This is a genomic window from Marinifilum sp. N1E240 (assembly GCF_009295825.1).
GTDB classification, from domain to species: Bacteria; Bacteroidota; Bacteroidia; order Bacteroidales; family Marinifilaceae; genus Marinifilum_A; species Marinifilum_A sediminis.
Genome location: NZ_WHKF01000002.1, coordinates 492,893 through 519,068, shown reverse-complemented (window position 1 = coordinate 519,068; position 26,176 = coordinate 492,893). Strand labels below are relative to the sequence as shown.

Below are 26,176 nucleotides of genomic sequence, written 5' to 3'. Positions count from 1 at the left end.
CAAATAGTAATTCGATACCTCAAAAAGTGAGATACCTCATTCTCTCACTTACTTTGTGCTTGATACATATTACACTCTTGGCTCAAGAAAATATATTAGATAAAAAAATATCAATTCGGTGTTCGGATATTAGTATTGACTCTGCATTGGATAGTATTTCAAAAGTAAGCAACTGCTTTTTTACCTATAATTCTGATTTGTTTAAATCTAAGGAAAACATCAACCTTTTATCTGAAAATGAAAGCATTCGCACTATTTTAAGGAGAATAATTCCAGATTCAACACTTAATTTCCATACCGCTGACAGACATATTGTTATTGTGCCTGTAAGATTTAAAAACGAACAAACTATAACTGAAAAGCTTATTCCTTACATTTCTTATAAAAAAATCAAAGGAATTATATTTGATGAATCCGAAAAGAAAGCTCTGCCTTATGCAAGTGTTGGTATAAGAGGAAAACATGTTGGTACCATTACCAATCAGGATGGTGAATTTTCTTTAACCATATCGTCGAAAAATATTCATGATACTTTGGTCTTTTCATATGTAGGATTTAAAAATCAGGAGATTCCTGTTTCTGAAATTTCTGATAAGACCATTCAAGTATCATTAAAAGAGAATTTCATATCTCTCCAGGAAGTAATTATCAGGAATAATGATCCAATATCAATTATTAAAGCATCTGTTGGTAATATCTCAAAAAATTACCCACAAAAACCAACTAACCTAACCTCCTTTTATCGAGAATCTGTACTAAAGAATAAAAAGTACATGATCTATTCTGAATCAGTTCTGGATATCTATAAGAATTCTTACAAAAAAAATGATTTGTCAGACAGAGTAAAGGTATTTAAAAGTAGAAAAATATACGATGTCTCGCGACTTGATACAATTTCCTTTCGTTTAAAAGGAGGTATTCAAGGCTGTCTGCATTTGGATATTATTAAGAAATTACCTGAGTTTCTTGATCCTGAATTCATGAGCTTTTATCAATATCGCTTGGCTGATATTAGCACATTCAATAATCAATCTGTATACGTTATTGAATTTCAACCTAAACCGAACTTAAACACACCTTTATTAAAAGGAAAATTATACATTGAAACCAATAACTTGGCCATAATCAGAGCAGAATTTGGTTATGAGCGTCACCGCTTAAATGAACTTAGAAATAGATTTATTATTAAGGGAAGTAATAAAACTAAAGTAAAGCCTCAAGTAGTTGATTATATAGTTAGTTATCGTAACATCAACGGAAAATATTATCTGAATCACACCTTGGGCAACCTAAAATTCAAAGTGAAAAATAGAAAGCGACTATTTTCGAATACCTTTTCTACCTCATTCGAAATGGCTACCACTAATACAAAAACTGAAAATGTAATTAAGTACAAGAGTAGAGAAACCATTCATCCATCTACAATATTCTCCAACTACAAAAATGTTTATGATAAGAATTTCTGGGGAGATAAAAATTACATTCATCCGGAAGAAAGCATACAAGATGCTCTAAAAAGGATTAACAATAGCATGCAGCAAGTTGCATTGGGAAGTTCTGAAAGTAAATAGTTTTGAAACTCATTTTGTATATTCAACTCGAACAAATAAATTGTTTTTATGAGTTGGACATGTCCAAATTGCAAAAGAGTACTTTCTGGTTCCAATCAGTATCATTCTTGTTATATTACCACTAAAGAAACTCACACCGATAAGATGTCTTCAAAAATTTTGGAGACTTTTGAAATGCTTCATACTTATTTAAATACTTTCGAAAAAATTGAAATCCTTTATCTTAAGACCTGTATTCTATTTAAAATTGGTGCAACTTTTTTATCCATTTACCCTAGAAAAGATAGATTTATCCTTGAATATCAATTAAATCGGGAGGAAGATCAATTTCCTGTATACAAATGCAAAAGAATTTCTAAAAACAGAGTTTTACACAGTCTGGCAATTGTATCACCTGCGGAAATAGACAGTCAATTGAAAGCTTGGATTAAAGAAGCATATTTGACAATTAGAAAAATATAATTTCTATTTTTGCATACCATTTCTATACCTTTTCAGTTTATTGATATCACAATTCATGAGTAAATCATTCAAAAAAATATTTCAAAACTTAATCGGAATTTCAATTGGTGCAATCTTCTTATTTTTAACATTGCGAGAAAAACCCTTGACTGCCGTTTGGGAAAGCCTAGCCAATTCAGATTATTTCTTTATCCTATTAAGCTTTTTAATCTTATTCATCGTATTTTATTTAAGAGCATTACGATGGAAACTGCTCCTAGAGGAATCTGGAGAAAAACCAAAATCCGATAAAGTATTAACATCCATATTAATTGGCTATTTCGTAAATAGTTTCACGCCTAAATTGGGTGAAATACTTCGCTGTACATCTCTTCAAAAGAATTCTAAAGTTCCAGTTTCTGTTTCAATGGGGAGTTTAATGGCAGAAAGAGCTTATGATTTATTAATACTAGGTGTAGGAGTATTTACCATTTTCTGGATAGAATTGGATCGCTTACAAGAAATACTCGATTCTACTTTAGGTGGTATATCGCATATCTACGGCTATCGTTATATTTACGCTTTCCCTGTCGCGATACTTGTTTTTGGATTATTATTCGTTCTTAGTTTTAAGAGATTAAAAAAATCAGAGAAAGCTGTCATTAAAAAGTTTATTGGGTTCCTACAAAGCATGTTCGTTTCTTTAAAACATGGATTATTATTGAAAAAAAGGTTCAAATTTATCCTTCTTACCATTCTAATTTGGTGTTCATTAGTTCTTTTAAATTACACCTATTTATTGTGCTTACCCGAAACAGCTTCTTATCCTATTACATTTGCCATTGTAATTTTATTTATAGGTGGACTTGGTTGGGCTTTACCTAGTCCCGGTGGCATAGGAACTACTCATTTCTTTTTACTTCAGTTATTTTTAGCTTATCAACTCGATGCAAATGCCGGTATTAGTTTTGGAATCCTCTCTAATGGCCTTACATTTATAGGAACTATTGTATTGGGAGGATATGGTTATTTTCGATTTTGGAGTGAAATGAGAGAAGGAAAAAAATAATTCCTTACCAAATACATTTATCTAACTCATATATTAGAATTATCTTTGCGCCCACTAAATAAGTAGCAAGTCATGAAATTTAATCAATATAGCTTTTCTCCAGATATCAAGAAAAACCTTGAATCACTTGGATTTAAAAGACCTACAGATATTCAATATAAAGCCATTCCGCCAATTGTAAGAGGTGAAGATGTGCTGGCAATTGCACAAACCGGAACCGGTAAAACAGCAGCTTTCGCCATTCCTGTTATCGATAAAATTCACAAAAGCAAAAAGAGCAAACGAAGCGAAGGCATTAAATGTGTGGTTATGGTTCCTACAAGAGAACTAGCCATTCAGATTACCGAAGTGTTTCAGGAAATTGCTAAACACACCAAAGTAAACAGTTTATGCGTATTTGGTGGTGTAGATCAGGATCCACAGATAGAAAAATTAGAAAAAGGTGTTGATATTTTAATTTCTACACCTGGTAGAATGTTCGACTTGGTAAGTCAGGGATATATCAAACTAGATCAAATTGAAACGCTTGTTTTGGATGAAGCCGACCACATGTTGGATTTAGGTTTTATTAAAGACATTCAGGATTTAATCCGATTCTTACCAAAGAACAGACAAACCCTTTTCTTTTCGGCAACCATTACTCCAAAAATTAAAAAACTAGCCTATTCTTTAGTTCGAAAAGCAATTCGTATACAAATTTCTCCAAAAGATCCTGTTTCTCGAAATGTAGAACACTCTTTGGTAAATGTTGATATGGATGACAAACGTTTCTTTTTGGAACGAATGGCGAAAGAACACGAGGAGAGTAAAATTCTTGTGTTTGTTAGAACTAAAGTTCGTGCCGAAAGAGTTCACAAAGCAATGGAACGTGTTGGAGTTAAAACTCAGGTTATTCATGGTGATCGTGAGCAAAAAGACCGTTTGGTAGCCATGGAAGCTTTCAAGTCTGGCGAAGTGAAAATTCTAATTGCAACAGATGTAACTGCCCGAGGTATTGATATTCCGAATGTAGATTATGTTGTAAATTACGATTTGCCTGATGTTGCAGAAAATTACGTTCACCGTGTTGGTCGAACCGGTCGTGGTGTTCAAAAAGGAATTGCCATTTCATTCTGCTGCCCAACAAACGAAAAAGAGTTACTAGCCGACATTGAAGAATTTCTTGGAGGCGAAATTCAAGTTATGGATGTTAGTCACAATGAATATTCTGCAACCATCGATTTCTCAGAAGATTATTCGAAGAGTTTGAAAGAACTAATGGATGAAGCAGATGAGTTCATGGATAAACCCAAAAAGAAAAAATCGAAGAAAAAGAAAAAGTAATTCCCTATAAATCAGAATTTAACCTCAAACTATTTAAAGTTTGAGGTTTTCTTTTTGCATTTAGCAAAAAAGAAAAATATATTCGTTACACACTATTAAATATACACCTATGCAATCTTTCATCTCTCCTGACAATAACATTGTATTGTTTTTTGTGATAACAGGAGCTGCAGCCTTTGGGATTTACTCCGAACACAAAAAATGGTTTGGTAAATTATCAGGAATTTTAGTTACCATGATATCCATGTCGCTACTTGCCATGACTGGAGTTGTTCCCGTGGCTTCCAATCCAAATATAAAAGTTGAAGTATACGATTTGGTATTCTCCTATTTCATTCCCATATCTATTCCGATGCTGTTATTTAGCTCTAATATTGTAAAAATTGTGAAGGAGAGTGGAAAACTACTCGTCGCATATATATTAGGAGCAATTGGAATTGTAATAGGTTGTTTTATAGCTTTTGGACTAATTGGTTTGGGACCCGATTCTGGAAAAACTGCTGGTGTAATTGCAGCCACCTTAATTGGAGGTAGCGTAAACTTTATTGCAGCAGCCGAAGCCTTAAATTTTAGTACCAATCCATTGTTTACAGCAACTATTGCCGTTGACAACTTCGTGTCGAACCTGTATACTTTGTTTCTCTTCTTAACTCCTTCTCTCCTATTTCTATCAAGATTTTTTGTGAAGCCTAAAAAAGAAAATCAGATCGAAGAAGTGAAGAGTGACAGCAAAACTTTTCCGATGACTATGGAACGTATTGCGGTATCGGTTTTTATTGCAGCCTTAATTGCTGGATTAGGAAGTATAATTGCACCATTTCTACAAAATTTACTACAAACCGATATCAACTTAAGCATTCTAATAATCACTGTACTTGCAGTTTTAGCTGCCAATTTATTTCCTAAGCTACTGCGTCCACTTGAAGACACCGCTTTCTCGGTTGGTTTATGGATGATGTATGTTTTCTTAGCCGTTATAGGTGCTGCAACCAACATACAACAGATTTTTAGCATTGGACCGGCGGTATTGGCATTCTATTTAGCTATTATGCTTTTCCACTTTGTATTTCTACTATCCTTGGCAAAACTATTCAAACTGGATGTTTACGAAGTTGTAATCTCATCAGCAGCGAACATCATGGGACCATCAGTAGCAGCTCCTATGGCAGCTTCGATGGGACAAAAGAAATTGGTAACACCAGGAATTCTGGTTGGAATTCTTGGCTATGTAATTGGTACTTTTATTGGTGTATCCATCGCCATATATTTGAGTTAAATATTTTAGAAAAATTATATTTTGAAAAGCTTTGCAGTAATGCAGAGCTTTTTTTTTGAATACAGTACGTGTGTCGTAAGATATGATTGTCTTATATATGAATGCAGGAAATATTGGAATAAAAATGTTAAATTAACCATCTGATAAATACCTGTTCGAAATATCAAGAAGCAAGGCGAATAAAACAAAATTACACAAGCGCGATATCAATGACACAAAGCCCTACTACCAATTCTATAGAATTGCTTACGGAGAGACGAATTGAAGAATTATTTAAAGAACACTATGCTGTATTAACTGCTTATGCAAATAAGTTTTTAACCGATTTGGATGATGCTCGGGAAATTGTTCAAAATGTTTTTGTTCAATTAATAGATCACAAGGAAACGGTTAAAATTCATACTTCGGCTAAAGCACACTTGTACACTTCGGTTCGAAATGCATGTTTAAATGTAATTCGACAAAGAAGTACACATGCCAAGCACCATGAAAATATCAAGTATTTAAATTCGGATTTGGGTATTGGTGCTGATAAAATTTTAGAGCAAACCGAATTAGAACATCAGTTGTATCAAGCCATTGATGAATTGCCTGAACAGTGTCAACGCATATTTAAATTGAATCGATTCGATGGCTTTACCAATCAGGAAATAGCCGATCAGTTACAGATATCGAAACGAACAGTAGAGACACAAATTAGCAAGGCATTAAAAACATTGCGCAATAAGATTGGACCAATGCTAGCTAGCTTGCTGATTTTATGGATCATGAAAGAAATGTGATTTTTTTAAATTCTTAAGTACGTGTGACAGTAAACTTACTTGTCTTACTAATAGAAAAGCGAAATGAACGAAAACAAACAACATATCGACGAGCAAATATTATTAAGCATTTTAAATCAAAAGGCTTCGGAAGAGGATGTAAAAACATTCGAAAAATGGATGGCTTCAAATCCTGAAAACAAAGAATCTTTTGAAAAGATGCGTAAGATTTGGGAAAAGAGTAAAGAAATTGAAATCTTTAATCAGATTGATGTTGAAGCGGACTGGAAACTAGTAAAGGCAAAAACTGCCCCTAAAGCTAAAGTCAGAAAACTAAGTGTATATATTCGCTATGCAGCATCAATTGTAATTCTGATAAGTTTAAGCTTTGCATTTTTGTATCAAACCACACCAGGCTTTGGCAAATTGGCTCAGCAAAAAACAAAACTGAAAAAAGATCAGGTTCTTTTGGCTGATGGAACACAAGTTCATTTGAACCAGAACAGTCGTTTGGTGTATCCAAATCAGTTCAATTCAAAAACAAGAAATGTAATATTGGAAGGTGAAGCTTACTTCGAAGTAGAAAAAAATCCATCCAAACCATTTATAATAACTTCTGGAAATGCGATTATTGAAGTACTTGGTACCGCCTTTAATGTTCGCAACGATGAGAAAGGAAGAACCATTGTAACTGTTAATTCAGGAAAGGTGAGTCTTACCGATCAAAAAACGAAGAAAGTTGTTTTCCTAACAAAAGGTGAAAAAGGAATCTTGCATGATTCTACCATCACCGAATCGGTAAACGATGAACCAAATTTTGATACCTGGAAGACTGGAGTTCTAAGATTCAGAAAAACACCAATGCCATTGGTGTTTAAATACATTGAGGACTATTATGGCATTAAAATCACAAACAAATGCGAAAGAATTGATACGCTGAATTTTAGCAGCACATTCAACAACCAACGTATTAATAGTGTGATATCTGAACTGGAATTACAACTTAATGTAACAACAGTAAAAAGGGGAAAACATCTCATTATTTCCGAGAAGAGGAACTAAATCTCATAAAAGAAACAATGAAAAATAAAATTGCACTTATATCAATCATCTTATTACTTAGCGCTTCGTTTGTAGAGGCACAAAAAACAGTTGTTAAAGCCAATATGCTAAGTCCATTGGTACGAACCGGATCATTTTTTGTAGAACAGCAATTAAACGATAACAGTAGTTTGCAATTGGGTTTACTATACACTGGAAAAACCTGGGATGACACTAAAGTTAGAGGTTGGGGTATTACGCCAGAATACAGATTTTACCTTTCTGATTCGCCTGCGCCCGAAGGCTTTTTTGTAGCACCCTATGCTCGATATTTGCACTTCAATTTGGAAAATGAAGCCAATGATGAAGCAAAAATGAACGGATTGGGAGCTGGCTTAATCATTGGTCAACAGTACATTTTCAAGAAAAGAGTCAGTTTTGAATGGTTTTTTGGACCTGGCTATACCAATATTGATTTAGATGTAGACTCTGGTGTAGAAGATGATTTTGATACCGGCAGCTGGGATGGCTTTACGCTGCGAGCAGGTATCACTTTAGGTATCGCATTTTAAACAATCAAAAAAACGTATTTAGTACAGAATTTCTTACTCGATTTTTCGAGTGAATGGCTCATCTTATGCCTAAAAAACAAATAACCTATTAACAATAATAAAAAAAAGATTACATGAAAAAGTTATTAATTATTGCAGCTATTGCATTCGGATTTTTATCAACTTCAAACGCTCAAAAAGTAGAGTACAAAGTAATTACTTCAGTAGAATCTATTGTTCCTATGGGAATTGGCCGTTCTAGAATTATTGAAGAAAAAGATCCTATTGAAGCAGAAAATTTCACAACTGAAAGAACCGATGGTAAAAAAAGCAAGCAAAAAGCCGTAAAAAGAAAGGATGCCAAAGTAAATCTATTTTCGGAAACTAAATTGCTGAATTTCTACAGTATTGCAGGTATTAATTTCCAAAATATCGCTTCAAACGATGCGTTGCTATCATCAAAAATCAATAAACTTACCAGCGAAGGATGGGAATTGGCTTTCGTATCTAGTGGTGTTGAAAGTGATAGCGGTAAAGGTGATGGTAAAGGAATTTTTATCACCAGATATATTTTTAAAAAGACGAGTAAAATCTAATTAATTTCAACAAATCATATTGATTTTACATTATTATTCAAGTAAATTTGAATACCAAGGAAGCCAAAAAGGCTTCCTTTTGTTGTTTATGATAACAATGTGTAAATTTACGCTATAAACCAATCACATCTGCCAACATATGGTAAAATTTATTTTTACTCTATTACTCTTAATAGTCTCTTTTGCTTCTCACAGTCAGAATATTAATTTACAGCAGGAATTGCGCTTTCCAAAAAGTAATTATTTATTATCTGAATTGTTAGACGAGATTACAAATCAAAGTAATGCTCAGTTTAGCTTTACCAGTGAATTAAATACCAATAGAAACATTCAACTTACCGATTCTATTGCTACAATTAAAAGTGTCTTAAGTAAGTCCATCAACCAAAAAAACTTTAGAATACAATCAAAAGGAAATAAAATTTTTATTATATCGATACCTCCTGCCGAACGAAAATACAGAATAAGCGGATACATTAGTGATGAAGAATCTGGCGAAATGCTACTAAATGCAACGGTAGCCAATTTGAACAATTTTACCGGTACAGTGAGCAACAATTTTGGATTCTACAGTTTAAGTCTTAAAAATAGCACACACCTATTACAATTTTCGTTTGTTGGCTACGAAGAGGTTTTATTAGATGTTGAATTGGAACGTGATACAAGCATCAACATTGCGTTAAAACCAAAAACTATTCTTCAGGAAATTCAGGTAACCGCAAACGAAAGAGCGAATAATATCAATCATCTATTTGTAAGTACAAATACCATTCAGGCTAAAAACATGGAGCAAACAGGCGTTTTTGGTGAAAATGATTTGTTCCAAAACCTTCTCCATCTTCCAGGAGTTCAAAACAGCAACGATGGTTTGGGCGGCTTAAATATCCGCAACGGTTCTCCCGACCAAAATCTTGTACTTTTAGATGATGTTCCAGTATACTACTCTTCTCATTTAATGGGGCTGTATTCTGTCTTTAATCAGGATGCTATTAATCAGGTAAAGTTGGTTAAAGGTGGATTTCCTGCACATTATGGTGGTCGAGTTTCTTCTGTTTTAGATATCAGAATGAAAGATGGAAATACTAAAAAGCTACAAGGGAGCTACAGCTTGGGATTACTTACTGCAAAATTTAATTTAAATGGACCTATTAAAAAAGAAAAAACTACCTTCAATTTATCATTGAGAAGAACCTATCTTGATTTATTGGTAAATGGAATTCTAGAAATGGCAGAAAGTGATGTTAAGGCAGGATACTATTTTGGGGACCTGAACTGGAAAATTGTGCATCGTTTTTCTCAACGTGATAAATTGTATTTTAGCTCCTACTGGGGTGGAGATTTGGCAACAGTAAAAAGTACTGAAGATATTTCATCAAATATTAGAGAAAAAACAAGAAATAAATTGGGTTGGGGTAATTTTACCAATTCTCTGCGTTGGAACCATGTTTACAACAATCATTTGTTTGGAAATACAAGCCTTATTCTAAGTAGGTATACCTTTCTACTTAAAAATAAACGCAGCGAAAAAACTGATGGTTCTGATTATAAAGAAAACTACAATTATAATTTTAAATCAGGCATTAGAGATTTTTCTTTTAAAACAGAATTTGATTTTATACCGGATTATAAACACTATATGAAGTTTGGATTGGAAGCTTCTCTTCATCATACTAAGCCCGGAAGTGAATTTCTTAAAAACACCAAAGATGAAAATCGTAATATCTCAACCGACGAGATCATCAAATCGAAAGAAGTTAACTTATTTGGTGAGTGTCAGATTCGTTTTGGTAAGAAATTCCTGGTGAATATGGGAACCAGATGGAGTAGCTTTATAGTTGAAAATACCTATTACTCTACATTAGAACCACGACTTAATTCACAATACTTTATTACTCCTAAGTGGTCATTAACAGGGAGTTTTTCACAGATGACTCAATATCTTCACCTAGTTAGAACAAGTACTTTGAGTTTACCTACCGATTTATGGTTTCCGGTAACAAAGAAAATCAAACCAATTGATTCATTTCAATATACTGGTGGAACACATTACACTTTTAACAAATCGGTTCAACTGAGTATTGAATTTTATCACAAATTGAGTCGTAATTTGCTAGATTTAAAAGAAACTGCGTATTTCCAGGACATCACTACCGACTGGGAAAATTTAGTTGAAACCGGAAAGGGTTGGAGTAAAGGAATGGAAATAGGCTTGAGTAAATCACTTGGTAAAACTAATGGAAATATTGCCTATACTCTTTCTCGATCGAGAGTAAAATACAATGGAATAAATGGAGGTAAATCCTATGCTTCACCATACGATCGTCGCCATAATTTTTCTATACAGATAAATCAGCACTTGAGTAAAAGGACAAAATGCTCGGCTTATTGGACTTATGGCACTGGAGTACCTGCCACGTTATCCACATCTTATATCGAAGCAATTTCTCCATACGATCCAAATTCCATGCAAAGCAGACCTGTCTATTCTGCAAGAAACAGCTATAGACTTCCTGATTATCATCGTTTAGATTTTTCAATAAGTTTTACGAAAAAGAAAAAACGAGGCATCAGATCCTGGGATGTAAGCATTTATAATTTCTACAATAGAAAAAATACAAGTTACATGTATGTTTCCGCAGATGATTCATCGGAATCTGGTTACAAACTGAAAAAGATCAACCTCTTTTCGTTTATTCCAAGTGTTAGCTATTCTTATAAATTTTAAATATAAACTTATGAATCGTGTTAAATTTCTGTTCTGTCTGCTCCTATTTATTTTTCTCTTTGCATGCGAAGAGGAAGAAGATGTGCCACAGCCGAAAGGTAATCCAACGTTGACACTGAATTCATTAATTGGTGTTGATAGCTTAATCAGAGTCCATCTTTCTGAAAGTACTGGAAATACTATGGATACGAAAAATATTAATAATGCTACCATAACAATTGCCAAGAATAATAAGGAAATAACTCAGTTAAACTATTTAAAAGATGGAATTTATGAACTTTCCGATTCTTATCTTGAAGCAAATGCTACTTATAAAATATCTGTAACTCATTCAGACTATGACGACTTGCAAGCTGAAACGAAAACTCCGGAGAAAATTGTCATAGATCAGATCACACAGTTTAATAATTCTAATGATGGAAAAACTACATTCCATTTAAATTTTAAAGACAATAACACAATGGATAACTATTACATGTTATTGGTTAAAGGAAAATCTTATGGCACATCTACAATTGTCCCATACTATAGTGATGATCTAGTATTTGAAGGTAATTTAGCTGTAAATGCAACCGATTTTGAACAAAATATGCTTCGTGGAAGTCGCAGCTTTTCCGATGAAAATTTTAACGATTCGCAAATTGAAATCTCATTCTATTTATTAAATGATGAAATCAACCGTGAGATTTCTGAATTTAGAATAGAGTTGTATCACCTTACGGAGGATTACTATAATTATGAAAGATCATATGTTTCCATAGAAAATAGAGATGATCTACCATTTTACAATAAAACCAATCTATATTCGAATATTGAAGGAGCTTTCGGTATTTTTACTAGTTATGCTGTGGATTATAGTATTCTTCCCAGACAATAAATTAATGATATTGAAAGTTATTTCTCTTAAAAATGAATTATTTTTAATGATTCAAAATTAAATACATTTCAATGTCAAGATATTTCCCAATTCTATTTATTCTATTCTTTTCTATAGCAAACCCACTATTTGCACAACAAACCTACCAATGGGTAAGTGTGAAAAAAGGAGAAGGATACAATGCCTTTCTACTTCGAAACAACTTAAAACCCAAGGAGTACTCTGCTAAATTCAAAGAATTAAACAAAGGTAAGTTTACCAAAACGGGACACTTAATTGCTGGAAAAAAATATAAAGTTCCTCTACTATATCCTACTCATAATATTCCTTTATTTGGTTCAAAACACTCAGTAACTAAACAAGTTGACAATGTACTTTCCGGAGCTGTTATCCACTTAATCGCCGGACATGGCGGACCAGATCCTGGCGCAATCGGAAAAGTATCTGGTAATAAGATTTGTGAAGATGAGTATGCTTATGATATAGTATTAAGAATGGGCAAAGAGTTAATTTCACATGGTGCAAAAGTTCATTTTATCATTCAGGATAAAAACGATGGTATAAGAAACCTCTCCTTTTTAAAAGCAGATAAAGATGAACGCTGTTATCCATCTCAGATTATTCCTAAAAAACAGACACCACGCTTACGACAGAGAGCAGCAGCGGTAAATCTGTTAGCTAAAAAAGAGAAATCGGGAACCTACCAAAGATTGATTGTTTTGCATCTGGATTCAAGAAGCAAAAGCAACAGAACTGATGTATATTTTTACCACCATTCCTTAAGTAAAAAAGGTAAAAAATTAGCCCTGACTTTACAAGATAAAATGAAATCGAAATATGCTAAGCATCAACCAAACCGAAAATATACAGGAACAGTTGGTTCCAGAAGGTTGTATGTTTTAAAAACCACAACTCCCCCATCTGTTTTTGTGGAATTGGGTAACATTAACAACTATCGCGATCAAATTAGATTTACAAAAACAGCAAACAGACAAGCTCTTGCTGAGTGGTTATGCGAAGGAATAATAACGGACTATAAATCGGAAAAGAAAAAGTAAGAAAAGAAAAGCGTAATCAAAATATTAATCATCTATACATATTTAAGCATAACACTTGTGCGTAAATTTCAAAACAGTGGGTTCAACGCAATTGTGGAAATCTTCATACGATAACATTATCAGTTCTGTATGTGTTCCGGCGTTGAAAACTATATCATCATCTTCTACTAAACTTTCCGACACGTAAACCTCCAAATTGTATAAATTTCCGAAGGGAGGCATTGCTCCTACATCACAGGCAGGAAAAATATCCTTAAATTCTTGTTCATGTGCTAATTCCACTTTTTTACATCCCAACATTTGCTTCAGTAAATCAAAATCGATCAGATATGAAGCTGGCAAAATTGCCATCGCCATTCTTCCTTCAATCTTAATCATTACCGTTTTTGCTAGCATTTTTCCAGGAATATGGGCTGATGCCGCAATCTGTTGAGCCGTGTAAGCCGATGAATGTCGAATTGTTACATATTTTATGTGTCGCTCATCCAAATACTCTTTTAATTTACGGATAGGCATATTATTCGATTCAATGGTTTAAATTTGCATTCTACATAAGGTCTATACACCTTTAATCGGATATCCCGATTGAGTTTTCCGTTTTCTTTTCTCACTTCTACTCTATCATTTTTATTAAAATGGAGCACCTAATAAAATACAAAAAAATAAGCAGTAAGTAAAGAGAATTAGCGAATTGGTAAACATTCTAAACAATGATTCAAATGTTAAAAATTCTAAAAGAGAGATTTAAATACGAAGATTTTCGTAATAAAATTTTGAAGTACGAAAAGAATCGTATACTTTTAACTACGAAATTAATCGTATAACGGAATTCACCACAAAATGCCAAAGAAGATTAAGCCAACCGAAGCTGAACTTGAAGTATTACAAGTTTTATGGACTTATGGTCCGTCAACGGTTCGTTTTGTAAACGAAAAATTAAAATCAGGAAGAGATGTTGGTTACACAACAACTCTTAAAGTGATGCAAATTATGACGGAGAAAAACATATTGCAACGTGATAAAAAATCGCGTACACATGTATATGAGGCAATTGTGGAAGAACGTGAAACGAAAAACCAACTCATCGATAAATTTATCTCTACCTTATTCGACGGATCAACTTCTGGTATGGTTCTTCAGGCATTGGGTAATAAAAAATGCAGTACAGAGGAATTGAGTAAAATCCGAGAATTAATAGATAGTATGGAAGGAACAAATTTGGAGGATAGCAATGAGTAATATTGAAATACATCAATTAATCAATGCTATTGGATGGACATTAATACATTCTATATGGCAAATTGGAATCTATGGAATAATTATATGGATTATATTTCGGTTTATATCGAAGGATAATGCTCGAGTTAAATATTCAGTCGCAGGTTTAGGTTTATTATTTATATTCCTAACCTCTGTAATAACCTTTCTACATTACATTTCTAAAATTCCAAATTCAGCAGTTGAGGGCACTTCCATAACACCTGAACTATTGCTTTTATTGATGAAATCATCGCCTATTGAGTCGAATTTTTGGGATCTTAACAACTTGCAGGTTGATAAATACTTTCCTGTTCTTGTTAATCTATGGATAATAGGAGTTTTTGTCTTGTCTTTACAAATGACCATTAGTTATTTACGAACGCTAAAACTTAAAAATCATTTGGCTTATCCATTAAACTTTCCTACTCAAAAAATAGCATTAAAATTAGTGGCTAAGTTTGATTTAAAACAGAATATTACATTTAAAGAATCTGGGTATTTGCAGATTCCTTCCCTTATCGGATATTTTAAACCCATTGTATTACTTCCGGTTTCCATGTTAAGTGGAATTCCAGAAAATCAATTGGAAATTATTATAGCTCATGAGCTGGCGCACATTAAGCGTCACGATTATTTGTTTCAGTTTATTCAGGGAATTCTTGAATTGCTGTTTTTCTATCATCCTGTTTTTTGGTGGCTATCTTCAGTGGTTAATACCGAAAGAGAACACATTTGTGACGATCTGGCGGTAAAGGTTTGTGGTGAATCCTTAACCCTTATTAAAGCATTAAATAATATGGAAGCAATTAGAAAAAAACAATATGATTTGGTTTTAGGATTATCAGGAAAAAAAGATAATGTACTAAAGCGTGCGCAACGAATTCTTCGTCCTAAAACAAATGTTTCACCAAAATTGGAGAAGTATGTTTTAAGTGGTTTGTTCGTATTTCTGTTTACAGGTTTGATTTTAATCTCAAATTTGGCTGTATCAGGCAACTCTATCACGGGCGATCAATTCTTTTCTAAAATAAATGTCTTAGATCAAGGAGATCCACAGGTAAGTCCTTCGAAAAGTTCAATACTTGAGGTTCAAAAAAAGAAAGACAAAAAGAAAAAAGAGAAGAAAAAATTACAAGAGGTAAACGAATTAGTATCTGTTGAAAAAATTGAAAATGCAATCGAAGTTGAAACTACTCCCGAAGCGGAATTGGTTGAAGTCCCTGAGGTTGAAATGGAAGTCGCCGAGGTAGCAGAAATAGCACCTGTTGTAGAAGTAGAGCACGAAATTGAGGTCGTAGAACCTGAGGTAAATTTTGAACTTCATAAAGATTCTCTTAAATCTCAGAAGTGGGTTAAAATGAAAACCGAAGAGATAATTGAAGAACAAAAGAAGGCAATGGAGGAAGCTGCCAAAGAATTGGAAGAAGCCGAGTTTGAATTTGATTTTCAAGAAATGCAGAAAGAACTTCAGGAGGAACTGAAAAACCTTGATATCAATAGTGAGGAATTTCAAAAAGAGATGAAGGAACAGCAGATAGAAATTGAAGAACAATTGAGAGAACTTTCTGATGAAAAATTTCTGAAAGAATTTAATAAAGACCGTGAGTTGCAACAAAAGGAACTTCAAAATCATTTAAAAGAAATTCAGGAAAATACTGATTTAAGTAATTCTGAAAAAGAAAGAATAACAAAGAAACTTAAGAAAACAGTCGAAAAAATCAATTCTAAAGAGTTTCAAAATAATTTAAAGGAGCAACTTGAAAAAGCTAAGGTTTCCTTGGAAAAGCATAAAGCTGAATTTGATTCAGGAAAATTTGAGCAAAAATTATTGGAGCAAAGAGAGGTTTTAAAAAGGCAGTTTGAAAAAATGCAATCTCCTGAATTCAAAGAGAAATTGGAAAAACAATTGAAAGAGAGTAAAGAACGGATTCAAGAGCAAATGAAAAAAATAAATACGCCTGAATATCGTAAAAAAATAGAAAAACAATTAAAAGAAAGAGTAGATACTACAAAGGAATCCTCAGCAAGAATTATCATTAAAGATAATTTAAACGGAAAAAATGCACCAATTGTAATTGTTAATGGAAATAAAATTTCGCGTGAGGAATTTAAACAAATTGTTCCCAATTCAATTGAATCCATGACCATATTAAAAGATGAAACTGCTATGGAAATTTATGGTCCTGAAGCAAAAAATGGTGTTATTCTTATTCAATCGAAAGTTGATAACAAACTATCTTTTGATAAAATGAATTTGGTGAATTACTCAAAAGAGAATTCCCCTCTATATGTAGTTGATGGAAAAATAGTATTGACAACAAATAAAGCTGAACTAAATCCAAATAAAATAGAAAGTATAGATGTCCTCAAAGGGGCTTCTGCTATCGAACTATACGGAAACCAAGCTGAAAATGGAGCTATTATTATCACATCAAAAAATAACGATTCAAATAATCTTGAATCAATAAGAATTAAAGGTAGTTCTGGTAAAAATGCTCCACTCTATATCTTAGATGGTAAGAGAATAAACGGAAAAAAACTAAAAAAGATTAATAAAAATACTATCGAATCTATTGAAGTTTACAAAGATAATTTCGCTATTGAAAAATTTGGAGAAAAGGCAAAAAATGGTGTGGTTATTATCACTACAAAGAGTTAAGTTAAGTAGAATAAGTCTAAAGTCTAAATGACCACCTATATGAGTGGTCATTTTTTTTGCCTCTTCCCCTTATTTGCACACAGAGAGACAAATTCGTAACTTGAATATGAAATACTATAAAAGTTGAAAACTGATGTTATTTATTTGTGCCATATTCTTTACTTACATCCTAATTTGGTTTATTGCCAAATTTAATACCTATCTGCAGCAATATTCCAAAAACCAACATTTGCGATTTGCTTTTGGCATTGCCGCAATAGTAATAGGTAGTTTTCACATTATGCTACCTTCCTTTTTTGGGCACTTGTTTTCAACTGTATTTAAATCCACATACAATGTAATTACAATTTCGGGCTTTATTCAAATAGTTTGTGGTGTAGGCTTATTAATAAGAAGAGTTCATCGAGAAGCTGCAATTTTATTAATGATATTACTGGGACTATTCATTCCTTTAAGCATTCTCATGCTAACCAAATACATTCCAGGTCCATTAGGACCGGAATATGAACCAGTACTAGGCTATTTACGAATTCTATCCTTTCCACTTTTAATCTGGATATTATTTCATGCTTGTGAATTATCACCAAGAAAAGGTCTGAAAAACAAACGCTTTGATATGGATATTTAATTCAATTTTTATCATCGCTCATTTTTTCATAACTTATATCAACTAAACCTAAATCCCTATAAAATGAGTTACTATATTAATATTAAAACCGATTATCAATTCGATGAAGCAATTGATAAAATTACACAAGCTTTACAAACTGAAGGATTCGGTATATTAACGGATATTGACGTTAAATCTACACTAAAAGAAAAATTAGATGTTGATTTTAAAAATTATAGAATACTTGGAGCCTGCAATCCTGCATTTGCCTACAAAGCATTCCAAGTGGAGGATCAAATAGGAATAATGATGCCTTGCAATGTAACGGTTATAGAACAGGACAATGGGCATGTCGACATTTCGATAATGGATCCAACGGCGGCTTTCGATGTAATTGAAAATGATGAATTACAACCTTTTGCACACGAGTTAAAAATGAAATTAGAGCGAAGTTTAACCTATTTAGAAGAATCTACTTCTCACTTAAATCAATAAAAATGAAATTTCGTTTTGTACTAGTTTGTTTGCTTTTTTCAACATTTACATTAACCGCACAAAAACAAAAAGATAGTATTAATATGCATCGCCAATTCGATTTTTGGGTCGGAAAATGGGATGTTTATACTGGTGAAAATATTGTTGGTAAAAACCATGTCGTCTTACTTCAAGATAAGCATGTTTTGCAGGAGAACTGGATCTCGGAGAAAGAAAATTTTACCGGAACCAGCTTTAGTTTTTACAATCCTAAAACAAAAAAATGGCATCAGGTATGGATTGATAAAAACGGTAGTAATTTATTACTAAAAGGTGAATTCAAAGCTGGAAAAATGATCCTATCAAGTGGGGAAGATTCAAATATGGGAGAACAAGAATCCATACATAGAATTACTTGGACTTTGTTAACCAATGGAAATGTAAAACAATTATGGGAGTCGACGACAGATAAAGGAAAAACATGGACTATTCAATTCGAAGGAGTATATAAGAAAAGCAAATAGCTAATAAGTATTGCCTTTATCATCAACCATTGGTACGAATCGAACCGGGATAACGCTTTGTTTTTTAATTTTTCCATTTGTCTTAATTAGTAGCATTAACTTTTTTACATTTTTCAAGCCAACAGGAATTACTAACCTGCCTCCTTCAGCCAATTGATCTAGTAAAGGTTGAGGAATGCTGCTTGGAGAACAGGTAACAATTATTGCATCAAAAGGAGCTTTTTCAGACCATCCTAAATATCCATCCCCGTGTTTCACCCAAATATTTTTATAATTTAACGAGTCAATTAAAAATGATGCCCTTTTTTGCAGTGGCTTTATAATCTCAATGCTGTAAACTTCGCTGCATAATTCTCCCAAAACAGCTGCTTGATATCCTGATCCGGTGCCGATTTCCAACACTTTCTCTGTTTTATCAACATCAATTAATTGTGACATTAATCCTACTATATATGGCTGTGATATTGTTTGTTCATGACCTATAGGCAAAGGTCTATCCAGATAAGCATATTTCTGAAGATGATCAGGAACAAATAAATGTCTTTCTACTTTTTCCATAGCTCTAAGAACATCGAAATTTGATATTCCTCTGGCTGATATCTGTTCCTCAACCATTTTTATGCGATGGGTATTAAAATTCATATCCTGCTCATTCTGTAAATTCACTCCGTTTACTCCGGTCAAAAACATCAATATTCCAAATAGCAAATCGGTATTCATAACTTATTTCATTTGCTATTAAAGGTACAACAATATTAACTGACTATCAGATAATCAGTATGCAAAATCAATACATTCAAGTGAGTAAAAAATAGTTGGAAATAATCATAACACGTTAATTTTTTATTACTTTCATAAATCCAATTAACTTTTTACACAAATTCTTTATTATGAAGAGAGTCTCTGTTTTCTTTATTTCCATATTGATAATTACCCAGTTATTTGGGCAAAATAGTAATGCTCTTAACTTTTCCAAAAGCATTTCAATTGATAATATTAAAAAGGATTTGATCTTATTATCCTCATCAAATATGGAGGGGAGAGAAACTGGTGAAGTGGGACAGAAACTTGCTGCACAATATATTTACAAGGAATTTTACAAAGCGAAACTTTTAAATTACAAATTGAATATTGATAGTATTGATTATTTTCAACATTTCGATATTTTTAAAAACATTTCTCCTTCTGCAAACATTAAATCGCAAAATAAAATATTTAAGCATTACGAAGATTTCATGTTATCAGGATTTTCAGATTATTACAACCCTAATTTGGAATTGGTATTTTTGGGAACTGCACCTGACAGTTTATATCTAAACAAAAATTATTCTGAAAAAGCCATTCTTTTCCTTACAAAAAACCTTTATGCTGGAGCTGTTAAAGCCAATGATATCATTAAAGAAACCGGATGCAAAGTAATTTTCTTTTGCAACCCACTAGACCCTCACCAAATGCAACAAATTGTAAAAAGACAAAAGCGTGCATTTAGTCGAAGAATCAAATTGGATCCAGATATATTTTCTTCGAAAAATCCATTTGATTCAATAACAAAACCCAAGGCTTTTTCAATGTACAAAACTGTGACAAGTACATTCCAAGGACCTATTGAGGCAAGAACTATATCGGAATTATTCGATATAAAACTAAAGGATTTAAGAAAATGTGCAGCAGAAAAACCATATAAAATCCCACAAACTAAAACCAAAAAAATTGAACTAAAATTTAACGAACAATTCATACAAAAATCAACAGAAAATGTTCTGGCATGTATTCCAGGTACAGAGAAAAAGGATGAGTTTATCGTAATTTCAGCTCATTACGATCACATAGGTAAAAAGGGTGAAAAAATATTCTACGGCGCTAATGATAATGCTTCGGGGACAGCTGCCATGCTCGAAATTGCAAGAAAAATTAAAGAAGCCGTTGACTCTGGTATTCAATTAAAAAGAAGCATTGTATTTGCTGCTTTTTCGGGTGAAGAAAAAGGCTTGCTAGGTTCTAAGTTTTTTGTTGAATCTAAAACCTTACCAATTGAAAAAATTAAAGCCAACCTGAATATTGATATGCTGGGTAGAAAAGATAAAGCTCATTCTCACACAAGTTTCATCTACCTTCTCGGAGCCAATGATTTAAACCCTAAATTGAAAAGAGTTTCTGATAGCCTCAACCAAATTTACCCTAAAATAGAATTGGATTACAGTAAGGATACACCTGATAATTTTCTATACGCTGCTTCTGATCAAGCTTCGTTTATAAGAAGAAATGTTCCTGCAATATTTTACTTTAATGGTTTGCACAACGATTATCACAAATCAACTGATACTGCAGATAAAATTGATTATGAAGCTATTAAAAAAGTAAGTGGTTTAATATTCCTAACTACATTAGAATTAGCTAATATGGAGTAAATCTATTCATTAACTTAACAAAAAGAAAAAATCATTCAGTTGAAGATTATTAAAACTTAAACAAAAGGAAAACATAAATTCTTTTTTTACGTATGTTTGTATTGTTCTTGAATGACTACTATAAACACACAATTATGAATATTAAAAAATCTTACATATATCTTTCTATTGCCTTAAGTTTTCTTGGCATTTCAGCTTGTTCTGAGAGTGATAAACACACTGGTTTTCTAGATGATAATCAGGAATTATTAGTTGGTCTTACCGAAGTTGATGGCTATGATCATACCTATAATTACGATTTTAACATACTAAAAGAAAGAGAGAAAGTTGAATTTTACATTCCAACAAGTTTATCCGAAGGATTAAATAGAATTCCTAGTGAGATGAGAAGCAAAATCAATTTGATTTCATCAACAGATTTACCTTTTATCGTGGCAAACAACCAGTCGAATATTGTTACTTCGTGGAACAATTACAACAAGCTTGTTTTTCAAATACAAATCTCCTACTTAGAGAATGATTTGGGATATGATACAAATTTTAAAGATTTCTTTATAGTATCAATTACACAATGTCCTGATAATCCTTTTGAGAAAATGGACGAGGAAGCTCTTAAAACGTTAAATGACGATTTGGAATTGAGAAAATATGAATTTTTAAATCTTAAAGAGGATCTTACCTTATATTATCTTCCAAAATCAAACGATAACTCTTGGCCAAGAATGTTTGATTACTATAATTACAACGAAAGTGAAAAACGCATGTATAAAGAATCAACAGGTTCATATCAATACTACGCCTGGTACAATGGTTTAATCTTTAAAATTGGATGTAATATGGATATGGATGCGGTGGATCCTGAACCATTGGTCAGAAAAATAATATTAGGAAACTAATAAAAAAGGACAGCATTGCTGTCCTTTTTTATTTTTGTAAATCTTTCTTACAACTAGCTGCCAAAGCATCATCAGCTATAGCTTTTGCCAGTTGCTTCGGATCTTTGTTAAAATCATAAAGCAATCGATAAATTTCTCTCACACTTAAACTATTTTCGTTTCGTTCTTTTAATGTAAGCTGATCACCCTTTTTAATGGTTCCTTCCTTTAATACCCTAATATAAATCCCAGGAAAACCTGCTTTAATAAACTCTTTTACCATATTATCGCAGCTAAATCTATAATTCAGTTTAAAACATGGTTGACGAGGCTGAGTTACCTGTACCAGACACTCTCCTATTTCATATACATCGCCAATTTTAACATCACCTTCATCTAAATTATTAATGGTTAAGTTTTCACCAAACATTCCATTTTGCCAATCCAAATCCGGAAAACGAGTCTTCCAAAAATCATAATGATCTGCAGAGTACCAATAGCATGCTTTATCGATTCCTCCATGATACCTTCTGTCAACCACAGAATCATCCTGAACATCTTCATTACCCAAATATATTCCTTCCAAAACAGGAGTTTTATACATTCCTGTTTTCACAAGTTTACCATAATAATTAATCTCTACAGAATTTCCTTTATTTGTTGATATTACCTCCATTTTCCAATTAAATTTAATTGCTCATCGATCGAAGCAGATATACTACTTCCTTTTTTAAGTCTGTGTAATCAGATTCCCTACAATCAAATATATACTCCATACCAATCCCCTTCTGAATAGAATGTAGAACTATAACAGTATGCTTATTTTCCTGTTTGTCTTGATAAGTTCCCAAATAACCCATTGAATTTGGCAATGAAAATAGTTCGAGTTCTTTATTCAACACTTTTTGCACATCAATTGACAATCTTCTTCTACGAAAAGATGAATAATCCAATAAACTGCCTTCCGTTCCAATATATTCTAATGAGAGTAATACACTCGGTGTAAAATCTGTTGAAATTCCTTTATCTGTGCCAGATCTTAAGAAATTAAAATTCATATGATCTTCTTCCTTGAACTGATCTATCAAACTCCAAAATCCCTTTGGAAAGGTTAACCTGATATCAGGACCTGCAATAAAAAAGCTATTGCGATAGGTCTCAGTACCCAATTTTTCACCAATATTATTATAATAGGTCCATTTGCCAACCTTTAAGCTTTTACTAAAGGCTCCTTCCTGAGCAATTTTCCCATTTTCATGATAATAAACAGCAGGACCATTAAGACTATCATTTTTAAAACTCACCGAAAAACTTGTCGTTCCATCCTCAAAAAACTCTAGATATTCCCCATTTGCGATATGATTCTCCGCTGTAAATTCTCTTAATACATATCCAGATTCATCCCAAACCGTTACTTTCCCTTTCTGAGTCCCATAAACATAGACAAATTCTTTTTTCTTTTTACCACTCGGATAATATTCAATACACTTACCATTTTCAATGGCAAACTCCTCAAATCCTATTTCATATAATCGCTTCCAATCAATATCTTCTGTTTTAGCAGAATACTCAGTTTGCGCCAATATACTTCCATCTATTTTGTAATCCTTTACCTGAAATTTTCCATCAGCCAAAGCATGTATGTTACAATAGTAAGTGGCATTTTCTTTTTCTACAGATAGCCAATTATCATTTAAATAAATAACTTTTTGTGCAGATAATAATTGCGGAATAAAAAATAAGGGCAAAAATAAAAAGTGAAGGGTTTTCATAGATTTTTTTTAGCTAATTGTAACAATAATTATTCCTAAATTAAGCAGTATTTGAACTATTTACTATTCTTTCTTGCTTTTTCATGAAATTTTAAATGAGATAAACCATTTACTATTCCTTCGTCGGTAAAATAGTTCCAAAAAGTATCGAAACCATGTTCAACTCCATGTAAAACTTCAAACTCGTGCTCCAAATCCAATGCATTCAAACAATCATGCAAATCGTAAATACATCTCCTATTCTTGGTACTAACAAAACTATCCTCTGTGCCTATCTCCAATCGAAATGGTACTGATTTATTTTGAAGCGTATCAATATTGTTTTTTGCCAATATACAATTATTATTAAGCGTATAATCACTAACATAACCCATTCCAACAACAGAAGCAAACTTCCCCGGATACTTTAAATAGTAATGAATAGCACCAGCTGCACCTCTTGAGTGACCTTCAATCGAAACATTCCTATCTCCTATTCCTGCTTTAAATTTATCTCTGCAATAATTGACAAGCTCTCCCACCAAATCTCCTACAATTAATGATTCATTTTCTTCAGTAAACCATTGTACACTATCACGATCATTATCACCTCTTACTCCAACAATTACAATAGGTTCAATCTCGCCATCTGAAATCCATTTGTTCAATTGTTCTACCCGCACATACTTTTTAAATGTAGTTTCATCTCCTCCTTGTCCATGCATAAACAGAATCAAAGGATAATTACTGGAAGTATCCCATTCCGGTGGCAAATAAACAAAATACGGCACCCAAGACCTTTTCTCACTTTTAAATATGGATATGCTTATTTTTCCTGCACAATTATTAAAATCAGTGATCTGATCAATATCGTCGAATCTTACTTTCATATAAATGTTTTTTCCCTATTACTTCTCAATTGTCAACATTTAGTTTCAAACATCACATTTAAAAACTATATCTGATCTTTAATCTAAAGGAATTGTCGTAACTTTTACAAAACTAAAAATTATCGCTTAAAATTAACTTTCAAAACTCTTGATAATTGAACTGATTATGGATATCTCTGGAAATCTGAATATTTCATTCTTTTCTTACTCACGATATTAATTCTCTCGATAGTGATATAAAGAATATTGATTAATATAATTTGTGCGTTATTCAAATCAATTCTACATTTGTAAAAGTTCAAAACAAGAAAAATAATAAACTTTAAAATAGTAACACAATGCAAACATTAATCGGAAAAAAAGCGCCGTCTTTTCAAGCAAATGCAGTTATCAAAGGAAATCAAATTGTTGAAGGATTTTCATTAGATCAATTCGTAGGAAAGCAAGAAGTAGTATTCTTTTTCTACCCTCTTGATTTTACTTTCGTTTGTCCAACAGAGTTAATTGCTTTTCAAGATAAACTTGCTGAGTTTGAGAAAAGAAATGTTGCTGTAGTTGGTTGTTCTGTTGATTCAGAATATTCTCACTTTGCATGGTTAAATACAGAAAGAAATAAAGGTGGTATCAAGGGAGTTACTTATCCATTAGTTGCCGACCTTTCAAAAACAATTTCTGAAAACTATGGGGTTTTGGCTTCTGAGTACGATTACGATGCTGATGGAAATGCAACTTCTACTGGTGCTCCTGTAGCTTACCGTGGTCTTTTCTTAATCGATAAGAATGGTGTTGTTCGTCATAGTGTTATTAACGATCTTCCATTGGGAAGAAATGTTGATGAAGCAATTCGTATGGTAGATGCTCTTCACCACTTCGAAGAAAATGGCGAAGTTTGTCCAGCTAACTGGAGCAAAGGTGAAGAAGCAATGCAAGCTACTGCAGAAGGTGTTGCTGAATACTTAAGCAAATAATAAACGATAAATTAAACTCTTACTCCGAATTAAATTCGGCATAAATCAAAAAAACAAAACATATGAAAATTAATACATACCAAGACATCACCACAATCGAAGGTGAAGCTAAAAAAGACTATATCGACAGACACTCAGCATTCATTCACTGTGATGAAGCAGCTAAAAAAGGTGAAAAATTTAAGGTGAAAGTGAAAATTGGTGATGCTTATGCACATCCAGATGATTTTGATCACTATGTTGCCTGGGTTCAGCTTTGGGATGGTGAAAAAATGTTGACACAAGCTAACTTTTCGACTGGTATTTTAGGTGGTGAAGCAAATCAAGCTGAAGTTGATTTTTACGTTGTTCCAAGCCGTAAAATGAAATTGACTGCTACAGCTTTCTGCACAAAGCATGGTCTTTGGCATTCAGATGAGAAATTGGTAGAAATTTCAGAATAGTACTTTCATAGATTATAATGAGAGA

The 26,176-nt window shown here is 32.8% G+C and carries 26 protein-coding genes; 21 read left to right on the top strand and 5 right to left on the bottom strand.

From position 1 onward, the window contains the following. Positions 1–77: 77 nt before the first annotated feature. From GCQ56_RS07130 to GCQ56_RS07075, 12 genes are all read left to right on the top strand, one after another. Positions 78–1,571, top strand: a complete 1,494-nt coding sequence (locus tag GCQ56_RS07130) for a carboxypeptidase-like regulatory domain-containing protein (RefSeq protein WP_193323734.1) — start codon at positions 78–80, stop codon at positions 1,569–1,571. A gap of 48 nt (positions 1,572–1,619) precedes the next feature. After that, positions 1,620–2,033, top strand: coding sequence for a DUF5655 domain-containing protein (locus tag GCQ56_RS07125; RefSeq protein WP_152733726.1), 414 nt, complete (start codon positions 1,620–1,622; stop codon positions 2,031–2,033). Between the two features lie 55 nt (positions 2,034–2,088). Continuing rightward, the gene (locus GCQ56_RS07120; RefSeq protein ID WP_152733725.1) at positions 2,089–3,081 is read left to right on the top strand and encodes a lysylphosphatidylglycerol synthase transmembrane domain-containing protein; all 993 of its coding nucleotides are present in this window, start codon (positions 2,089–2,091) and stop codon (positions 3,079–3,081) included. A gap of 72 nt (positions 3,082–3,153) precedes the next feature. Next, entirely contained in the window at positions 3,154–4,404 is a 1,251-nt protein-coding gene (locus tag GCQ56_RS07115) for a DEAD/DEAH box helicase (RefSeq protein ID WP_152733724.1), read from the top strand. 109 nt (positions 4,405–4,513) lie between these two features. After that, positions 4,514–5,680: a DUF819 domain-containing protein gene (locus GCQ56_RS07110; protein WP_152733723.1), complete on the top strand. Its 1,167-nt coding sequence runs from the start codon at positions 4,514–4,516 to the stop codon at positions 5,678–5,680. Between the two features lie 209 nt (positions 5,681–5,889). Next, positions 5,890–6,462 (top strand): RNA polymerase sigma-70 factor, encoded by a 573-nt coding sequence (locus tag GCQ56_RS07105; protein ID WP_152733722.1) that lies wholly within the window; start codon positions 5,890–5,892, stop codon positions 6,460–6,462. Between the two features lie 63 nt (positions 6,463–6,525). Then, entirely contained in the window at positions 6,526–7,503 is a 978-nt protein-coding gene (locus GCQ56_RS07100) for a FecR family protein (RefSeq protein ID WP_152733721.1), read from the top strand. Between the two features lie 17 nt (positions 7,504–7,520). Further along, the gene (locus tag GCQ56_RS07095; protein WP_152733720.1) at positions 7,521–8,054 is read left to right on the top strand and encodes a DUF3575 domain-containing protein; all 534 of its coding nucleotides are present in this window, start codon (positions 7,521–7,523) and stop codon (positions 8,052–8,054) included. Positions 8,055–8,167: 113 nt separating this feature from the next. After that, positions 8,168–8,629 carry a hypothetical protein gene (locus GCQ56_RS07090; RefSeq protein WP_152733719.1) on the top strand — a complete coding sequence of 154 codons (462 nt, stop codon included), beginning with the start codon at positions 8,168–8,170 and terminating at the stop codon, positions 8,627–8,629. A 139-nt stretch (positions 8,630–8,768) separates the two neighbouring features. Beyond that, positions 8,769–11,354, top strand: a complete 2,586-nt coding sequence (locus GCQ56_RS07085) for a carboxypeptidase-like regulatory domain-containing protein (protein ID WP_152733718.1) — start codon at positions 8,769–8,771, stop codon at positions 11,352–11,354. A 10-nt stretch (positions 11,355–11,364) separates the two neighbouring features. Beyond that, entirely contained in the window at positions 11,365–12,231 is an 867-nt protein-coding gene (locus GCQ56_RS07080) for a DUF4249 domain-containing protein (RefSeq protein WP_152733717.1), read from the top strand. 71 nt (positions 12,232–12,302) lie between these two features. Further along, positions 12,303–13,289 carry an N-acetylmuramoyl-L-alanine amidase gene (locus GCQ56_RS07075; protein WP_152733716.1) on the top strand — a complete coding sequence of 329 codons (987 nt, stop codon included), beginning with the start codon at positions 12,303–12,305 and terminating at the stop codon, positions 13,287–13,289. A gap of 42 nt (positions 13,290–13,331) precedes the next feature. On the opposite strand, the gene GCQ56_RS07070 is transcribed toward GCQ56_RS07075, so the two are convergent. Next, positions 13,332–13,805 (bottom strand): aminoacyl-tRNA deacylase, encoded by a 474-nt coding sequence (locus GCQ56_RS07070; protein WP_152733715.1) that lies wholly within the window; start codon positions 13,803–13,805, stop codon positions 13,332–13,334. Positions 13,806–14,129: 324 nt separating this feature from the next. On the opposite strand from GCQ56_RS07070, the gene GCQ56_RS07065 reads away from it, so the two are divergent. The 5 genes from GCQ56_RS07065 to GCQ56_RS07045 all read left to right on the top strand — a co-directional run bounded on the left by GCQ56_RS07065 (position 14,130) and on the right by GCQ56_RS07045 (position 18,816). Further along, entirely contained in the window at positions 14,130–14,528 is a 399-nt protein-coding gene (locus tag GCQ56_RS07065) for a BlaI/MecI/CopY family transcriptional regulator (RefSeq protein WP_152733714.1), read from the top strand. Continuing rightward, positions 14,521–17,208: a M56 family metallopeptidase gene (locus GCQ56_RS07060; RefSeq protein WP_152733713.1), complete on the top strand. Its 2,688-nt coding sequence runs from the start codon at positions 14,521–14,523 to the stop codon at positions 17,206–17,208. The genes GCQ56_RS07065 and GCQ56_RS07060 overlap by 8 nt, the downstream gene beginning before the upstream one ends. A 133-nt stretch (positions 17,209–17,341) precedes the next feature. Further along, positions 17,342–17,836 carry a hypothetical protein gene (locus GCQ56_RS07055; RefSeq protein WP_152733712.1) on the top strand — a complete coding sequence of 165 codons (495 nt, stop codon included), beginning with the start codon at positions 17,342–17,344 and terminating at the stop codon, positions 17,834–17,836. Between the two features lie 63 nt (positions 17,837–17,899). Then, complete coding sequence (locus GCQ56_RS07050; RefSeq protein WP_152733711.1) at positions 17,900–18,313, top strand: DUF302 domain-containing protein; 414 nt, start codon at positions 17,900–17,902, stop codon at positions 18,311–18,313. Positions 18,314–18,315: 2 nt separating this feature from the next. Then, positions 18,316–18,816 (top strand): hypothetical protein, encoded by a 501-nt coding sequence (locus tag GCQ56_RS07045; RefSeq protein WP_152733710.1) that lies wholly within the window; start codon positions 18,316–18,318, stop codon positions 18,814–18,816. On the opposite strand, the gene GCQ56_RS07040 is transcribed toward GCQ56_RS07045, so the two are convergent. Next, a complete protein-coding gene (locus GCQ56_RS07040; RefSeq protein WP_152733709.1) occupies positions 18,817–19,536 on the bottom strand; it encodes a protein-L-isoaspartate(D-aspartate) O-methyltransferase in 720 nt (239 codons plus the stop codon). A 170-nt stretch (positions 19,537–19,706) separates the two neighbouring features. On the opposite strand from GCQ56_RS07040, the gene GCQ56_RS07035 reads away from it, so the two are divergent. Further along, positions 19,707–21,224 carry a M28 family metallopeptidase gene (locus tag GCQ56_RS07035; protein ID WP_152733708.1) on the top strand — a complete coding sequence of 506 codons (1,518 nt, stop codon included), beginning with the start codon at positions 19,707–19,709 and terminating at the stop codon, positions 21,222–21,224. 134 nt (positions 21,225–21,358) lie between these two features. Beyond that, positions 21,359–22,120: a hypothetical protein gene (locus GCQ56_RS07030; RefSeq protein ID WP_152733707.1), complete on the top strand. Its 762-nt coding sequence runs from the start codon at positions 21,359–21,361 to the stop codon at positions 22,118–22,120. 28 nt (positions 22,121–22,148) lie between these two features. Here GCQ56_RS07030 and GCQ56_RS07025 read toward each other — a convergent pair whose 3' ends face one another. From GCQ56_RS07025 to GCQ56_RS07015, 3 genes are read right to left on the bottom strand one after another with little or no spacing between them, the layout of a single operon-like run. Continuing rightward, on the bottom strand, positions 22,149–22,775 hold the full coding sequence (locus tag GCQ56_RS07025) for an MOSC domain-containing protein (protein WP_152733706.1): 627 nt from the start codon (positions 22,773–22,775) through the stop codon (positions 22,149–22,151). A gap of 13 nt (positions 22,776–22,788) precedes the next feature. Beyond that, complete coding sequence (locus tag GCQ56_RS07020) at positions 22,789–23,871, bottom strand: toxin-antitoxin system YwqK family antitoxin (protein WP_152733705.1); 1,083 nt, start codon at positions 23,869–23,871, stop codon at positions 22,789–22,791. 56 nt (positions 23,872–23,927) lie between these two features. After that, a complete protein-coding gene (locus GCQ56_RS07015) occupies positions 23,928–24,740 on the bottom strand; it encodes an esterase family protein (RefSeq protein WP_152733704.1) in 813 nt (270 codons plus the stop codon). Positions 24,741–25,078: 338 nt separating this feature from the next. Between GCQ56_RS07015 and GCQ56_RS07010 the strand changes: the two genes are divergently transcribed. Both GCQ56_RS07010 and GCQ56_RS07005 read left to right on the top strand, forming a co-directional pair. Next, positions 25,079–25,708, top strand: coding sequence for a peroxiredoxin (locus tag GCQ56_RS07010; RefSeq protein ID WP_152733703.1), 630 nt, complete (start codon positions 25,079–25,081; stop codon positions 25,706–25,708). Positions 25,709–25,770: 62 nt separating this feature from the next. Further along, positions 25,771–26,151 carry a desulfoferrodoxin family protein gene (locus GCQ56_RS07005; RefSeq protein WP_152733702.1) on the top strand — a complete coding sequence of 127 codons (381 nt, stop codon included), beginning with the start codon at positions 25,771–25,773 and terminating at the stop codon, positions 26,149–26,151. Positions 26,152–26,176: the final 25 nt, after the last annotated feature.

Bases quoted from the DNA above. Each gene is read 5' to 3' on its own strand.
- GCQ56_RS07125 (WP_152733726.1), top strand. From the start codon at position 1,620: ATGAGTTGGACATGTCCAAATTGCAAAAGAGTACTTTCTGGTTCCAAT.
- GCQ56_RS07120 (WP_152733725.1), top strand. From the start codon at position 2,089: ATGAGTAAATCATTCAAAAAAATATTTCAAAACTTAATCGGAATTTCA.
- GCQ56_RS07115 (WP_152733724.1), top strand. From the start codon at position 3,154: ATGAAATTTAATCAATATAGCTTTTCTCCAGATATCAAGAAAAACCTT.
- GCQ56_RS07110 (WP_152733723.1), top strand. From the start codon at position 4,514: ATGCAATCTTTCATCTCTCCTGACAATAACATTGTATTGTTTTTTGTG.
- GCQ56_RS07105 (WP_152733722.1), top strand. From the start codon at position 5,890: ATGACACAAAGCCCTACTACCAATTCTATAGAATTGCTTACGGAGAGA.
- GCQ56_RS07100 (WP_152733721.1), top strand. From the start codon at position 6,526: ATGAACGAAAACAAACAACATATCGACGAGCAAATATTATTAAGCATT.
- GCQ56_RS07095 (WP_152733720.1), top strand. From the start codon at position 7,521: ATGAAAAATAAAATTGCACTTATATCAATCATCTTATTACTTAGCGCT.
- GCQ56_RS07090 (WP_152733719.1), top strand. From the start codon at position 8,168: ATGAAAAAGTTATTAATTATTGCAGCTATTGCATTCGGATTTTTATCA.
- GCQ56_RS07085 (WP_152733718.1), top strand. From the start codon at position 8,769: ATGGTAAAATTTATTTTTACTCTATTACTCTTAATAGTCTCTTTTGCT.
- GCQ56_RS07080 (WP_152733717.1), top strand. From the start codon at position 11,365: ATGAATCGTGTTAAATTTCTGTTCTGTCTGCTCCTATTTATTTTTCTC.
- GCQ56_RS07075 (WP_152733716.1), top strand. From the start codon at position 12,303: ATGTCAAGATATTTCCCAATTCTATTTATTCTATTCTTTTCTATAGCA.
- GCQ56_RS07070 (WP_152733715.1), bottom strand. From the start codon at position 13,805: ATGCCTATCCGTAAATTAAAAGAGTATTTGGATGAGCGACACATAAAA.
- GCQ56_RS07065 (WP_152733714.1), top strand. From the start codon at position 14,130: ATGCCAAAGAAGATTAAGCCAACCGAAGCTGAACTTGAAGTATTACAA.
- GCQ56_RS07060 (WP_152733713.1), top strand. From the start codon at position 14,521: ATGAGTAATATTGAAATACATCAATTAATCAATGCTATTGGATGGACA.
- GCQ56_RS07055 (WP_152733712.1), top strand. From the start codon at position 17,342: ATGTTATTTATTTGTGCCATATTCTTTACTTACATCCTAATTTGGTTT.
- GCQ56_RS07050 (WP_152733711.1), top strand. From the start codon at position 17,900: ATGAGTTACTATATTAATATTAAAACCGATTATCAATTCGATGAAGCA.
- GCQ56_RS07045 (WP_152733710.1), top strand. From the start codon at position 18,316: ATGAAATTTCGTTTTGTACTAGTTTGTTTGCTTTTTTCAACATTTACA.
- GCQ56_RS07040 (WP_152733709.1), bottom strand. From the start codon at position 19,536: ATGAATACCGATTTGCTATTTGGAATATTGATGTTTTTGACCGGAGTA.
- GCQ56_RS07035 (WP_152733708.1), top strand. From the start codon at position 19,707: ATGAAGAGAGTCTCTGTTTTCTTTATTTCCATATTGATAATTACCCAG.
- GCQ56_RS07030 (WP_152733707.1), top strand. From the start codon at position 21,359: ATGAATATTAAAAAATCTTACATATATCTTTCTATTGCCTTAAGTTTT.
- GCQ56_RS07025 (WP_152733706.1), bottom strand. From the start codon at position 22,775: ATGGAGGTAATATCAACAAATAAAGGAAATTCTGTAGAGATTAATTAT.
- GCQ56_RS07020 (WP_152733705.1), bottom strand. From the start codon at position 23,871: ATGAAAACCCTTCACTTTTTATTTTTGCCCTTATTTTTTATTCCGCAA.
- GCQ56_RS07015 (WP_152733704.1), bottom strand. From the start codon at position 24,740: ATGAAAGTAAGATTCGACGATATTGATCAGATCACTGATTTTAATAAT.
- GCQ56_RS07010 (WP_152733703.1), top strand. From the start codon at position 25,079: ATGCAAACATTAATCGGAAAAAAAGCGCCGTCTTTTCAAGCAAATGCA.
- GCQ56_RS07005 (WP_152733702.1), top strand. From the start codon at position 25,771: ATGAAAATTAATACATACCAAGACATCACCACAATCGAAGGTGAAGCT.